Source organism: Pseudomonadota bacterium (assembly GCA_016711215.1).
Lineage (GTDB): Bacteria > Myxococcota_A > Polyangia.
On the sequence record JADJTL010000001.1, the window covers coordinates 773,490 to 786,604 of the forward strand.

The 13,115-nt window shown below is 70.1% G+C and carries 11 protein-coding genes; 4 read left to right on the forward strand and 7 right to left on the reverse strand.

Going from position 1 to position 13,115, the window contains the following annotated elements; translation table 11 throughout:
* The first annotated feature begins 172 nt into the window (after window positions 1-172).
* A complete protein-coding gene (gene hemN, locus IPL40_03040) occupies window positions 173-1,627 on the forward strand; it encodes an oxygen-independent coproporphyrinogen III oxidase (GenBank protein ID MBK8480143.1) in 1,455 nt (484 codons plus the stop codon).
* Window positions 1,628-1,686: 59 nt separating this feature from the next.
* On the opposite strand, the gene IPL40_03045 is transcribed toward hemN, so the two are convergent.
* The 7 genes from IPL40_03045 to IPL40_03075 form a co-directional block, all read right to left on the reverse strand.
* Window positions 1,687-3,126, reverse strand: coding sequence for a hypothetical protein (locus IPL40_03045; protein MBK8480144.1), 1,440 nt, complete (start codon window positions 3,124-3,126; stop codon window positions 1,687-1,689).
* Window positions 3,127-3,157: 31 nt separating this feature from the next.
* Entirely contained in the window at window positions 3,158-4,975 is a 1,818-nt protein-coding gene (locus tag IPL40_03050) for a glycosyltransferase family 39 protein (protein ID MBK8480145.1), read from the reverse strand.
* Complete coding sequence (locus tag IPL40_03055) at window positions 4,972-5,910, reverse strand: hypothetical protein (protein MBK8480146.1); 939 nt, start codon at window positions 5,908-5,910, stop codon at window positions 4,972-4,974. The genes IPL40_03050 and IPL40_03055 overlap by 4 nt, the downstream gene beginning before the upstream one ends.
* Complete coding sequence (locus IPL40_03060) at window positions 5,907-6,998, reverse strand: flippase-like domain-containing protein (GenBank protein MBK8480147.1); 1,092 nt, start codon at window positions 6,996-6,998, stop codon at window positions 5,907-5,909. The genes IPL40_03055 and IPL40_03060 overlap by 4 nt, the downstream gene beginning before the upstream one ends.
* A complete protein-coding gene (locus tag IPL40_03065) occupies window positions 6,995-8,026 on the reverse strand; it encodes a glycosyltransferase family 2 protein (GenBank protein MBK8480148.1) in 1,032 nt (343 codons plus the stop codon). The genes IPL40_03060 and IPL40_03065 overlap by 4 nt, the downstream gene beginning before the upstream one ends.
* Window positions 8,027-8,095: 69 nt before the next feature.
* The gene (locus IPL40_03070) at window positions 8,096-8,854 is read right to left on the reverse strand and encodes a peptidyl-prolyl cis-trans isomerase (GenBank protein MBK8480149.1); all 759 of its coding nucleotides are present in this window, start codon (window positions 8,852-8,854) and stop codon (window positions 8,096-8,098) included.
* 189 nt (window positions 8,855-9,043) lie between these two features.
* Complete coding sequence (locus IPL40_03075) at window positions 9,044-10,651, reverse strand: hypothetical protein (protein MBK8480150.1); 1,608 nt, start codon at window positions 10,649-10,651, stop codon at window positions 9,044-9,046.
* 715 nt (window positions 10,652-11,366) lie between these two features.
* On the opposite strand from IPL40_03075, the gene IPL40_03080 reads away from it, so the two are divergent.
* From IPL40_03080 to cpaB, 3 genes are read left to right on the forward strand one after another with little or no spacing between them, the layout of a single operon-like run.
* On the forward strand, window positions 11,367-11,543 hold the full coding sequence (locus tag IPL40_03080) for a Flp family type IVb pilin (protein ID MBK8480151.1): 177 nt from the start codon (window positions 11,367-11,369) through the stop codon (window positions 11,541-11,543).
* A 26-nt stretch (window positions 11,544-11,569) separates the two neighbouring features.
* Window positions 11,570-12,076: a pilus assembly protein gene (locus tag IPL40_03085; protein MBK8480152.1), complete on the forward strand. Its 507-nt coding sequence runs from the start codon at window positions 11,570-11,572 to the stop codon at window positions 12,074-12,076.
* A 42-nt stretch (window positions 12,077-12,118) separates the two neighbouring features.
* Window positions 12,119-13,108, forward strand: coding sequence for a Flp pilus assembly protein CpaB (cpaB, locus tag IPL40_03090; protein MBK8480153.1), 990 nt, complete (start codon window positions 12,119-12,121; stop codon window positions 13,106-13,108).
* Window positions 13,109-13,115: the final 7 nt, after the last annotated feature.

The window sequence follows — 13,115 nt, forward strand, 5'->3', positions numbered from 1 at the left end:
GCCAGGCCAACCTTAACAGGACCCCAGGGCGCAGTTCAATATCGGGGTCCTGCGCGCTGCTGATCGTCGAAATCGCCCCGCTCGCTGGCTGTCACGCAAGTTGGGTGGCTCAGGTTGCCCCGCGGGCCGGTTCGGCTATGGTAGTCGCCTTCCTCCCCTGGAGTCGTGCTCGATGGCAGACGCAGAGTTCGCAGCAGCGCTTGGCGGGGATCCGCGCTCGTCAACGTGCTCGTCAACGTCGGCGAGCGGGCTTCCGATCGCGGATGAGCCCCTGATTCGGCGCATGGCCCGCCCTGGGCCGCGCTACACGAGCTATCCAACCGCGCCCGCCTGGCATGCCGAGGGCTTCGGCGCGCCAGAGTATGCGGAGCGTCTGGCGCAGGCCGAGCGCGAGGGAAGCGCTGCGCCGCTCTCGCTCTACCTGCATCTGCCCTTTTGCCGCGAGATGTGTCGCTACTGCGGCTGTAGCGTCGTCGTCACCGGGCAGTCGCAGAAGGTCGACCGGTACCTCGATTACCTGGCGCGCGAGATGGATCTGGTGACGGCGCATCTGCCGCGGCGGCGCCGCGTCGAGCAGCTGCACCTGGGTGGCGGGACGCCGACCTGGCTCGATCTGCGGCAGCTCGAGCGCTTGTGGCAGTTGATCGGCGCGCGTTTCTCGGTGGTCGATGGAGCGGAGCTCGCGCTCGAGGTCGATCCTCGGGTGACCAGCCCCGAACAGCTCGAGCTGCTGCGACGCTGCGGCTTCACCCGCGTCAGCATGGGCGTGCAGGACTTCACGCCGGAGGTGCAGGAGGCCATCGGACGCCATCAGAGCGTGGCGTTGACCGAGGCCCTCTACCGCGCTGCGCGCGCGCTCGGCTATCGCACGATCAACTTCGACCTGGTCTATGGACTACCGCGTCAGCGGCTCGAGACCTTCGCGACGACGCTGGACCAGGCGCTGCGCCTGCGGCCCGACCGGCTCGCCCTCTTCAGCTATGCGCATGTCCCGTGGATGCGGCCCCATCAACGCGCCATCGATGAGGGCGAGCTGCCTGACGCCGTCCAGAAGGTGCGCCTCTTCGAGCTGGCGCGCGGCAAGCTGCTGGCCGCCGGCTACGTACAGGTGGGGATGGACCACTTCGCGGTGCCCAGCGATGCCCTGGCGCAGGCGCGGCTGGTGCGCCGGCTGCATCGGAACTTCCAGGGATACATCACGCAGCCCAGCGGCGACACGCTGGCCTTTGGCATCACGGCGATCAGCGATGTGCAGGGCGCCTATGCGCAGAACGTCAAGCGGATCGCCGACTACTACCGGCAGATCGACGCTGGCGAGCTGCCGATCGAGCGCGGCTGCGCGCTGACGGCCGAGGATCTGCTGCGGCGCGACGTGATTCACGGGCTGATGTGCAACTTCGCCGTCGACCTGGGGCAGGTCGCGCGGGCCCACGGCTATCCCGAGGGTTATTTCGCCGCTGAGGTCGCGGGGCTCGACTGGGCCGAGGAGGCAGGGCTCCTGCGGCGCAGCGATCAGACGCTGGAGATCCTGCCGCTCGGGCAGCTCTTCGTGCGAAACGTGGCGATGGCCTTCGATGCCTATCTTCCCGCGCAGCAGGAGCGGCCGACCTTCTCGAGCACCGTCTGAGATGATCCTCGGCGCTGCCCGCGCGGGGCTCCGCCGCGCGCTGCAGGGGCGAGCCGGGCTCAGGGAACGGCGAGCAGATCGTCGTAGTAGAACGTCCCCGACATCCGAAAGAAGGTGATGGCGCCGAAGGTGTTGATCGCCACGGCCCAGAGGATCAGGGCCTTGGCCCGCGGGCCGAGGCGATAACCGCCGACGGCCAGGAGCATGATCAGGTAGACGGTGAAGTCGAGACTGAAGCGGAAGCCGAACTGCTGCCAGCCGCTGTTTTGGTAGAGCAGGTGCAGAATCAGAGGCAGCAGCGCGCTCAGATAGAGCGCCGGCTGCAGCGGAGAGCGGCGCTGCGGCCAGATCAGATAGGCGAAGATCGGCGTGACGAGGAAGATGCTGAGCCCGTGGTGACTGATCTGCACGAAGGGAGCGTGGGGGAGGATGCGCGGCAGCAGCACGAACAGGGCCGCGAGATTGCGCGAGAGAAAATGGTAATTGAAGAGCCCCCAGCGCTGGATCCGCTCGGTCCAACGCACGTTGAGGTAGGCGTGGCCGAACTCGAAGGGGCTGTCGAAGCGTAGGTAGTTCGCGACGCCAGCGACGCCAGCGATGGCGCAGGCAGGCAGCGCCGCGCGGAGCAGCGCACGGAGCGCGGCGGGGCGATCGAGCCGACGCCATAGGGCCACGGCGCGGACGGACCAGGAGCGCCGGGGGCCGACGAGGTCGTCGGCGCGATCAGGGTCGGCCTGTGGGCCATAGCGCCGCAGCACCTCGCCGACGATGAAGGGGAAGGCGAAGGGGATCGGCGCACGCGCGAGGAAGCCGAGTCCGAGCGCGAGCCCGGCCAGCGCCGGGCGGCGCGCGTCGAGCGCCGCGAGCGCATAGAGCGCGCTCAGCGCGGTGCCGACCATGTGCGCCATGTACCAGGTCTGGCCGATGACGGCGCTGTAGAAGTGGACGGTGCCAAAGGCGAAGAGCCCCGTCAGCCAGAGATTGTCGACCGTGCTTCGGCGGCTATGGCCGCGCTCCTGGAGCTGGCGCAGCAGCAGGTAGACCAAGACCGGATTGAGCGCGCCGAGCAGGACGTCGAAGAGCACGTCGTTGAAGAGCAGGCCCCAGAGCGCCACGAAGGGCATCAGCAGCACGGCCGGCAGCCAGGGGAACGACACATAGGAGACGCGCCGGCGCGAGCGGATCGCCTGCGGCGAAACGACGAGGCGCTGGCCGCGGGTGGTCTTGAAGCGGTGCGGGTCGCCGCCGGTTTGCAAGAAGACGCCGCGCAGCCGCCGTCCGTCGACCAGCGTCAGCTCGTCGAGCACCGCCCAATCCTCCTGATCCGGCGGCGCGCCGGCCAGCGACATGCGCCCATGCAGGAGATCCTGGGCCAGCACCACGTAGTGGATGTAGGGGCTGTGGCCCTTCAGGCGGCTGCCGCTGGCGGCCATGTAGACGAGCAGCGTGATCAGGTAGATCAACACGGGAAGCCGCTGGCGCTGCCACCAGCGACGCAACCCCGCCGAGCAGGCGCGCGGTGGCGCCGCTTCAGCGCGGGGCGGGGGGGATTGGGGCGTGGCTGGGCGCATATCGGCGGCGCTCATATACGCTGACGAGGGGCACACCGTCCAGCGCCAGCACCTCGCGCGGCGCAGGTCTGCCGTAGGCCTGCCAGATCCAGTAATCGTATTTGTTGAAGTGCAGCTCGTGAATCACCAGGGCATGGTCGGAGGCCGCGATCCCGGGCTGCTCCATCCCGGCGTCCTCGAGGTCCGGCCGCAGCAGCCCCGCCTGTTGATAGGCGCGATAGGCGTCGTGGCTGACGTCGTGGAGGTAGAGGCGCGATCGCGGCGGCAGATGCTCGTTGAGCCAGGGCAGCAGCGCGCGCGGCGCGTAGCCCCAGAACTGTCGGTTGAGGCCCAGATCCGCGGCGCCGGCCGTGCCGCCAGCGAGCGCGGTGTATTGGGAGAGGCCGAAGGGATGGGTCTGCGCGAGGTTGAGCGCGCCCGGGAGGGCGACGAGGAGCGGCAGCGCCCAGGTCAGCGGCGCCAGCGCCGGGTATGGGCGGCGCAGCGCGCGGCCTAGCGCGCCGAGCGCGAGGCCCGCGAAGAGCACCAGGAAGGGATAGGCAGGCAGCCAGTGCTTGGTCCCACCGAACTTCGGTGTCGTCGGCAGGGCGATCAGCAGCAGTGGGAAGAGCGCGTTGAGCGCGAGCAGCAGACCGGCGCGAGGGTTGAGCCCGCTCGCGGGGCGCAGCCAGCTGCGGCGCGCCGGGAAGCGCGAGTCGTCCGAAGCGCTGCCGCGGGGCTGGCGCAGCCAGCGACCGAAGGTGCAGTAGACCCAGGCGCGCAGCTGCAGCAGCGCTCCGCTGCAGGCGAGCGCGAGGGTCACCGCGGGCACGGTGAAGAGCGTCATTACAAAGGGGTAGCTCGCCGGCAGGGGTGGGCGGGCGAGGTTCCGACCGAGGAACTCGATGTTGTAATAGGCGTGGTGCAGGTGGAAGCCGACGTACTCGCGCAGGTGCGCCAGCGGCTCGAACCAGAGCCAGGGCCATAATCCGACGAAGAGCGCGGGCGCGAGCAACGCCATCGAGACGAACGCGATCGGCAGCCGCGGCAGCAAGAGCGGCCGCAACGAGCAGTCGGGGCGAACCACGACCAGGTAGTGCACGACCAGCAGCGGCGGGAGAAACCAGGCGTTATGCTTGCCCGCCAGCGCCAGCCCGAGCAGCAGGCCGGAGAGCAGGCCCCAGCCGGCGTGCTCCAGCCCGCGGTAGTAGGCGTAGACGACGAAGAGCCAGAGCGAGGCGATCGCGGCATCGAAGCAGGCGAGCTGCCCGTGAAAAAAGAGCCGGGGAAGCGTGAGGTAGAGCAGCGCGGCGCACAGGCCCGCCGTGCGGCTCTGCAGCCGCAGGCCAAAGAGGTAGAGCAGGGCTACGGCGGCGCCTGTGAGCAGCCAGGTCGGCAGGCGGAAGGCGTCGATCGCCGGCAGCAGGCCGGGCCCGCCGGCGTCGGCGCTCGGCGGCGGCCAGGGCAGGCGCCAGGCGCGCTCGTGGAAGAGGTGGTGCGAGAGCCCGAAGAGCGTCTTGAAGAGCGGCGGATGCTCGCGGTTCACGCCCCAGGCGCGCGTGATCGCGCCGGTGGTCAGCGCCTCCCGCTGCGTGCCCTTGGCGAGCCCATCGGCCAGCGCGCCGATCCAACGCGTGTAGCTCTGCGCCGCCTCGAAGTAGGTCGCTTCGTCGCGGGTGATGCCGACGGACCGCTGCGCCAGGCCGAGCGCGGCGACGCTGCCGACGAGCAGGCAGAGCGCCAGCAGGTAGTCGAGCGCGCGGGGCGTGCGGGGTGCGCGGTGCGGCCGGGTGGTCATTGCCGCGCCTCGACGTGAAAGCAGAAGCTGCGGTAGGCCTGATCAGGCGTGGTCAAGACGAAGTCCACCCGATGATTCACGCCGGCAAAGCGCCGCGTATCCGCAGTGAAGCGGGTCCAGGGCGCCGCGTTGGCGTGTTCGACGCTGGCCGTCAACTCGTCATCGACGAAGGTCTGCAGCAGGACGGGTGCGCGGCCGAGCTTGCGGCTGTCGAAGTCGTCGATGCCGGTATACCCGACGAGCGTGCGCCCAAGCGTGACGCCGCGGTAGGCGATGACGAGCTGCTCTCCGGCTCCCGGGTGCGCGTAGAGGCAGCGGTAGGGTTGGTGGTCGACCTCGGCGAGATGCGGCCCGACCCAGCGCCAGTCGGTGTCGGCGTCGCAGACGAAGCGCTCGCCGACGCGCGGGCAGGCGCGGCGGCCGGCGGGGCTCAGGCGCGCGACCGTCAAGGTCTGGCCCTTCTGCCGCAGCGCCGCTGACGTCGCCGCCGTGGTGAAATCGAAGAGCAGCCGCGCGGGCTGCGCGCTGACGAAGAGGCCAAGCTCGACGCGGCCAAAACGCCAGGCCTGCGCGGGCGCGCGCTGCGCGATCCAGCGATGCTGGGCGCCGCGCGTGCTGAGCTGCCAGACGCGGGCGAAGCGGTCGACATCGGAGAGCGTCGCTCCCTCGAGGTCGATCAGCTGGTCGAGCTTCGCGTAGGCCAGGGGTCGAACCCAGTCCGGTGCGACGAGCACCGGCTCGCCGCCGCGATGCAGGCGGCGCAGCGCGTCCGTCGCGGCCTGCCAATCAGCGGCGGGCGTGGCCTGCTCATGCTGTCGTCGCGTGGCGATCAGCTCCCAGGCCAGCAGGGCAACGAGGGCGAAGGCGAAGAGCAGCGAGGGGTGGGGCCAGCCCCGCGCCGAGGGGGCCGGATCAGCGCCTGAAGGCGCGCTCATCGGGCGACCTCGGGGTCGGTGGCATGGGGCGCGGCGCGTCGCAAGGTCCAGTCGAGCAGGAGCCAGGCTGGGACGGCCAGCAGCGCCGTGTAGATAAACGTCACGGCGGAGAAGGCGAAGCCCGTGGCGACGGCGAGCGGCGGCGGTAGGCCAACGAGCGCGAAGCCCAGCGCCCAGCCGGCCTCCAGTGGCCCGAAGGTCCCCACGCCGGCGATCGGCAGGAACCCGCTGACAGTAGACGCCGTGCCGCCGAGGATGGCCTGTGAGAGGGTGATCGACACGCCGAAGCCGCGCAGGATCACGAGCATGATGACGTAGTTGAGCAGCCAGTGCGCGACGGTCAGCCCAGTCTGGATGGCAATGACCCGCCGCGGCAGGCCGACATGGGCCTCGATCGCCCCGCGCAGGCGGGCCAGCAGCAGCTCACACCAAGGTCGCTCGGCGAGGCCGCTGCAGCGGGCGAGCCCGCCGATCCAACGCAGGCCGAGGCGAAGGAGCTGCGGCAGGGCGACGACCACCGCGCCGCCCGCGAGCGCGAGCGCGAGCGCGACCACGAGACCAACGCTGGCGCTGCCGCGGTAGATCGCTGGATGGAGCGCCAGGGTCACGCCAAAGACCACGACCACCACGGTGGCGTCGAGCAGCCGCAGCAGGACGAGCCCAAGCAGGCTCTCGCCCAGCCCCGCCGTGCGCGCGCGGCGCACGAGGAAGCCGAACGCCAGGTCGCCGGTGCGCAGCGGCATCACGCGGAGCAGCAGATTATGCAGCGCCGCGATGCAGAACATCGCCGGGAAGGGCGTGCGAGGGGCCAAGAGCACGAAGCGTGCGGTGCGCAGCGCGTAGAGCAGCACGATCAGCGCGAAGCCGAGCCCGAGCACACTCCAGCGCGCCTCACGGCGCAGCGCCGCGAGCTGCACCCAATCGACCCAATGCGAGAGCCCGGCGAAGATCAGGACCGTGATCGCCAGACCGACGAGCGCGCGCGCGGCGAAGCGCCAGCGGCCGGGGCGCGGCGCCAAGCGCGGAGGGGTGGCGCCGACTGGGGCCTCGCGCGCTGACACGGTCGAGGGCAGCGCCTGGACGGTCACGTCCCGGGCTCGGCCGGCGCCTGCTGCGGGACCGCGCCGCTGGCGGAGGGCTCGTGCAGGCAGGGCGCAGTCAGGCGCGGGGCAGCGTCGCCGTACTCGAGGCGACGTTGCCGCAGGAGGAGCTCCTCGAGCAGCTTGCGATTCGCCCCGATGAGATCGGCGAGCATCCCGAAGAGCAGCACCGTGAAGGCCAGCAGGAGTAACGTGGCCGCGAGGATCACCGACTGGATATGGCCCGCGGCGCCGGTGGCCGTGAGGTGGAAGTAGAGGAAGCGCAGGCCCAACGCCAGCCCTGGCAAGAAGAGCAGGGCGGCCACGCCGAGGAAGGCGCGCAGCGGGCGGTACATCGTGTAGATACGCAGAATCGTCGCCATCGATCGGCGCACGTACTGGGGAATGCTGCGAAAGAGGCGTGAGGCGCGGGTGCGTGGATTGGTCCCCACCGGCACCGAGCAGACCGCCAGATTGGCGTGGCCGGTCTGGATCAGCGTCTCTAGCGTGTAGGTGAACTCGTTGGTCACGAAGAGGCGCAGGGCGGCCTCGCGCGCATAGGCGCGAAAGCCGCTGGTGGCATCGGGGACGGCAGTATGCGAGGCCAGGCGCACGACCCAGCTGCCGAGGCGCTGCAGGCGCTTCTTCAGCGGCGAGAACGCCGCGACCTGTTGCACCTGCCGATCACCGACGACCACCTCGGCGCGGCCCTCGAGAATCGGCGCGATCAGCCGCGGGATGTCCGCCGCCAGGTATTGATTGTCGGCGTCGGTGTTGACGATCACGTCGGCGCCGAGGCGTAGGCAAGCGTCGATGCCAGCCATGAAGGCACGCGCCAGCCCGCGGTTCTGCGCGAAGCGCACGACGTGGTGCACCCCGCAGGCGCGCGCCACGTCGGCCGTGCCGTCGTGGCTGCCGTCGTCGATCACCAGATACTCGAGGCAGTCGATGCCCGGCAACGCGCGCGGCAACTCGGCGACGGTTTGCGCCAGGGTGTCGCGCTCGTTGAAACAGGGGATTTGAATGATCAGCTTCACGGCTCGGCGTAGCTCTCCCCGACTGACGTGACGCAGGTCGCCCCGCGACTGAGGCAGGTCTCCCGGCGACTAGCGCAGGACGCGCGCCCCGGTGAGGACGACGTCCTCCTGCGGGACATCCTGCGGGAAGGGACCCTTGGGGCCCGTCGCCAGCTTGGCGATCGCGTCGGCCACCGCCATCCCCTTCGTCACCCGGCCGAAGACGGCGTAACCCCAACCGCGCAAGCTCTTGTCGCGGTGGTTGAGGAAGGCGTTGTCCTTGACGTTGATGAAGAACTGCGCGCCGGCGCTATGGGGATCCGAGGTCCGCGCCATCGCGACCGTGCCGCGCTCGTTGCGCAGCCCGCTGTTGGCCTCGTTCTGGATTGGGGCGCGCGTCGGCTTCTCAGTGAACGAGGTGTCGAAACCGCCACCCTGGATCATGAAGCCGTCGATCACGCGGTGAAAGATCGTGCCGTCGTAGAAGCCGGCGCGGACGTACTCCGCAAAATTGGCCACCGTGCCCGGCGCCTTGTCGGCATAGAGTTCGATCGTGAGCTTTCCTCGCGTCGTGGTCAGCTCCACCTCGCGGGCCACGCCCGGCGGCGGCGGTGGTGCGGCGTTGGCCGGAGCGCCACCCGCTGTGGCCGCGGCTGCGGGGCCCTTCGCGGCAGCCACCTTTGCGGGGGTCGACGCGGCCTGCGCGACGGGAGTGGCCTGCCGGGCGCGAGGCGCCTCGGTGCCGGCGCTCGGTGGTTGATCCTTCTTGGTGCAGCCGGAGCCGGCCGTCGCCAGGAGCGAGCAGAGGGTCAGGAGCTGCAGTGGAATCCTGGGTAGGCTCTGGCGCATCGTGGCTCTCCTCCTTGCTTCCGCCCAGCTCAGCCTGAGGTCGGGCGGGCAGAGGCTAGCCATTCGGTAGGCGCGGCGCAAGCCCGCTCTGCGCCTGCTCTGCGCGCGTTGCTGGTGTGGCTCGCAGCAGGCTGGGTTGGGCACCCGGAGGGCGATCGGGGCGGGGGAGCTAGCGGCGGAGGATCCGCGCTACGGCTTCAGCCGCAGCCAGGCCTCGACGAGCGGGCGGGGCCCCTGGCTGGTGGGCAGCGCGACGCTGCTGGTGACCAACCCTTGGGCGATCCCCTGCGGCGCGAAGGCCGCCTGGAGGGGCAGGGCGCTGATGCCGTGCTCCGCCAGCGTCTGTAGCTCGCCCGCCTGCGTGCGACCATCGCCGTTGGCGTCGAGCCAGAGCTTCAGGCCGCCGAAGCCCGCGTCCTGCGCATCGACCAGGCCATCGCCCGTCCCGCCGTTAACCTCACGGTCGAGCTCGGCCAGCGCCGCGAAGCCGTCGCGACAGCGACCGTTGCCGCAGCGACCCACGTCGCCGAAGAGCTCCTGGACGGCGTTGATCCGGCCATCGTCATTGCGGTCGATCACGAGGAAGGCATCGCGCGGCCCGACCCAGCGCACCTGCTGCGGCCGCCCGCTGCCCAGGAGGTCGAAGGTCGCCCTGGGGGCTGCGCCCTCGGCCAGGCCGTCGCCGTCGAGATCGACGATCAGCGGGTCACCGCCGCCGCCACCGCCGCCGCCCGTGTCTGGTGGGACGCAGCGTCCGCCGGGCGACCAGGCTTCGAGCACCGCGGCTTCGAGCTGCCGCTGAAGAATCACGATCCGCTCGTCGATGCCGGCCGTGATGCCCTCGCGCCGGATCGTCTCGCCCTCCACCAGGCGGGGATTCACCAGGCTCAGGTCCGCGTTCTGGCACAGGCGGTTTGCGCTGACGAAGCGCTCGACGCTGCCGCGGGCGCGGGTCCGCATGCTGTCGGTGATGCGCCGCAGGTCCGTGCTACAGGTGCTGTTGACCTGCTCCAGGGCAGACGCCAGCTGCGCATCGGCGAGCGCCCAGCCCTGCTCGAGACCGAGCCGATAGGCCACGGCCTTGGCGTTGGTCTTGTCGTCGCACTGCGCCGCGGCGCGCAGCTCGTAGACCGCATAGGTGGCGGCCGCCGTGACGCCGCGCTGGGCACCCTCGACCTGCCAGGCCGTGACGAACGCCTGGGCCTGGTCGCTGAGGCAGGCGAAGCGCTCGCGCACGCTCTGCGCCACCGACTCCTCCGCGCTGGTGAGCTGATCCCTCGACTGGGCGACGGTGTCTTGGACCAGCCGCTCACAGCTCGTCCCTTCGACCTGCTCCGGCGCAAGCAGCGGGCAGTCGTAGTACTTCGAGAACTCCGACTGGGCGAGCAGCGCCAGGGAGATGCGGCCGAGCGGTTGCCGCAGCGCGGAGGTCATGGCGCCGCGCACGGGATCGGCGTTGGCCACCGTCCCGCCCGGCATCGGCGCACCGATGCGCTCGGCCGTGATCGAGGCGACGATCTGCGGGTCGATACCCTTATCCACCAGGCTCTGTTGCAGCGCGCCGATGAAGAGCGCCACGCCGCGCTCACGCCCCGTGGCGAGGCGCTCGTAGGAGCGCAGAATGGCGGTATAGGCCTCCGCCGCCGGGCTCGCTTCGAGCGGGTGTTGGCCCTGCGGGTCGGGGCTCAGCGCGGGGTCGGCCGCGTCCCTGTCGTCGGCGCCCGCACAGCCGAGGACGGGTAGCGCCGCAAGCAGCGCCAAACAAAGCCTTGAACCCGGTCGCGTGTAGCTGGGCATCCGTCTTCCCTCCATGCGATGGCCGGACCATCTGAGCGCTCATCTGTGAGCGCATTCGTTCTTCGGCCGCCCCACGCAGCCGACGCGCTTCCTATTTCGCACTCTGCCTTCTCACTCCGCATCGAAAGTGATGCATCGACCGTACCGACGACCGAAGTGCTCCGTGCCTCGTCCAATGAGACGATATCCCTTCAATTAGGTGTGGGGCCGTCGAGCGGGCACTGGGGGGTCGCGTACCGCCGAAACCCGAGGCTCAAGTGGTAGCGGCGCCGACCGGGGACCGCCGCTGGGTCGCGATAGACGCTAGAAATGAAAGAAAATACAAGGGCCTAGACTTGAAGTCAGCGGCCATGCGGATCCCCTGGGGGGTAGACCCCCTCCCTCCGGGGGACCGCCTCTCCACCGCCTTCGGGCGCATGGGCGACTCCGGCGGTGTCATCGAACCATCTGCATTTGCGCGGCATTCTTCGGACCGCGGCTGGCTCCTTGGCGCGCCGACGGCCCGCGCGCGGCCGCTTACCGATTCCCGCAGCGCGGATCGGCCGCGGCAGGCTTCGCAGCCAACCTGCCGTCGTGAAAGGGAATAGCCTTCCCGTCGACGCCCCAAAAGCGACCTGGTACAGTGGTTGCTGTCGCTGCTTCCCAACAGCAACCCGCCGCGATCGCCCAGTAAGCAGACGCGGTACAGTGGCCCGAGAGGCCGGAGGAGCGACCCATGAAGAGCCTAGTTGTCCGCCTGTGGAACGACGAGAGTGCAGTTTCCGCCACCGAATACGGCATCATCGCCTCAGTCATCGCCGTCGGTATCATCGCGGCGCTGGTGCTGCTCCGCAACAACCTGCGCACCCTCTTCAATCGCGTTTCTGGCACGGTGCAGAGCAGCGGCGGCTAGTAGCGCCTCCGGCTGGGCGCTGATGGATGGCGGGTGTGCCGCTGAGCGGGAGGCGGCTCGTTGCCGGTGCAGCGCAACGAGCCGCCACAGAGCGGAGGGAATCAGTGCGAGCCCGAAAACGCCATGGTGACCGTTCGGGGGAGCAGGGCGGGGCGGCGATCGAGTTTGCCCTCGTCCTGCCCCTCTTCCTCCTGCTCGTGGTTGCGATGCTCATTCTCGGTCAGATGTTGACGGTTCGCTCGGCGCTGGCCGGCGCCGTGTATAGCGCCGCCCGCACCTGCGCGCTGGCCCGCGATCCGAGCCAGGCCTGCGCCAACCGCGTCGTGACCAACAGGATGGGTTTCGTCGCCAATCAGGCGTGTGTTAGGCTGACCGTCGCGACGACCAATCCAGCCGAGCCGGGGTATCCTGCGGTCAATGCGTTCCAGGTCACCGCCACCTGCACGCAGCCGGGGGGCCTCGTCCAGGTGCTCCAGGCGCAGATTGGCGGGCAGCTGAATCAGGTCACCGCGCGCGCGGTGATGCCCTATTGAACCCCCTGGCGCTCGGCTGCGAGCGCGGAGTACGAGGCCAGCATGGCTCAGGTCACGACGCGCCGCGCTTCATCAGCAGCGACTGTCTTCTTCATGATCGCGGCCGTCGCCTGTGCGGCGGCCGCCGCCTGGGTGCTCTCGACGGTACTGGAGCGCAAGTACTCGGGCGATCCGGTTCAGTCGCTCGTCGTGGTCAAGTCGGCGCTGCCGGCGGGCCAAACCGTCGCTGCGGAGGCGCTGCGGCTCGCCGAGTGGCCGAAGAGCGCCATTCCTGACGGCGCCTTCAGCCGCATCGAGGATGCGCTGAAGGATGGGCGCGTGCCGCTGATTCCGCTCGTGCGGGGCGAGCCCTTGCTGCGCAGTCAGCTCTCCAAGGCCCACGCGGGCTTCGGGATCGCCGCCCTGATGGAGCGCGGTAAGCGCGCCGTCGCGGTGCCCTGCGCGGATCAGGTGACCCTCTCCCGGCTGGTCTACCCGGGCGCGCGGGTCGACGTCCTCAGCACCATCAACGACGAGGACGCCGAGGGGCATGCCTTGCTCAAGACCCGGGTCGTGCTGCAGGACGTCAAGGTGCTGGCGGTCGGGGAGGACATCGACCCCGTGACGATCGCCGCGCGACGGGCGAGCGCCGCGCGAAAGGATGACGACGCCGCGGCCGCTTCGACCCAGGACGACGCCGCTGCGGAGCGGCAGGCGCGGGGCGTCGTGACGCTGCTCGTGACGCCCGAGCAGGCCTCGATCCTCACCTTGGCCGCTCGTGACGGCCATCTCGACCTCTCGCTGCGCCATCCGGACGACCATGCTGAGGTGGTGACCAGCACCTTCAGCCGCCTGCGTTTCGCCGGGGACGAGCTGGACGCCGATCCCGAGGCCGCGCTATCGGGCGCGGGGCCTGGCGCCACCGGCGCGCGGGCGTCGGTGATTCAGCGCCGGCGTGCCAGCCCAAACACGGCCGCCGGGAGGGAGCGTCGCGGCGCGACGTTGCAGGAGAGTCCCGCGATTCGCATTCTGCGCAGCAGCGATGGACAGTAAATCTCGC

What these genes read in the sequence shown, in the direction of transcription:
- IPL40_03070 (MBK8480149.1), bottom strand. Translation starts at nt 8,854, where the DNA reads ATGCGCCAGAGCCTACCCAGGATTCCACTGCAGCTCCTGACCCTCTGC.
- IPL40_03080 (MBK8480151.1), top strand. Translation starts at nt 11,367, where the DNA reads ATGAAGAGCCTAGTTGTCCGCCTGTGGAACGACGAGAGTGCAGTTTCC.
- hemN (MBK8480143.1), top strand. Translation starts at nt 173, where the DNA reads ATGGCAGACGCAGAGTTCGCAGCAGCGCTTGGCGGGGATCCGCGCTCG.
- IPL40_03055 (MBK8480146.1), bottom strand. Translation starts at nt 5,910, where the DNA reads ATGAGCGCGCCTTCAGGCGCTGATCCGGCCCCCTCGGCGCGGGGCTGG.
- cpaB (MBK8480153.1), top strand. Translation starts at nt 12,119, where the DNA reads ATGGCTCAGGTCACGACGCGCCGCGCTTCATCAGCAGCGACTGTCTTC.
- IPL40_03075 (MBK8480150.1), bottom strand. Translation starts at nt 10,651, where the DNA reads ATGCCCAGCTACACGCGACCGGGTTCAAGGCTTTGTTTGGCGCTGCTT.
- IPL40_03050 (MBK8480145.1), bottom strand. Translation starts at nt 4,975, where the DNA reads ATGACCACCCGGCCGCACCGCGCACCCCGCACGCCCCGCGCGCTCGAC.
- IPL40_03085 (MBK8480152.1), top strand. Translation starts at nt 11,570, where the DNA reads ATGGCGGGTGTGCCGCTGAGCGGGAGGCGGCTCGTTGCCGGTGCAGCG.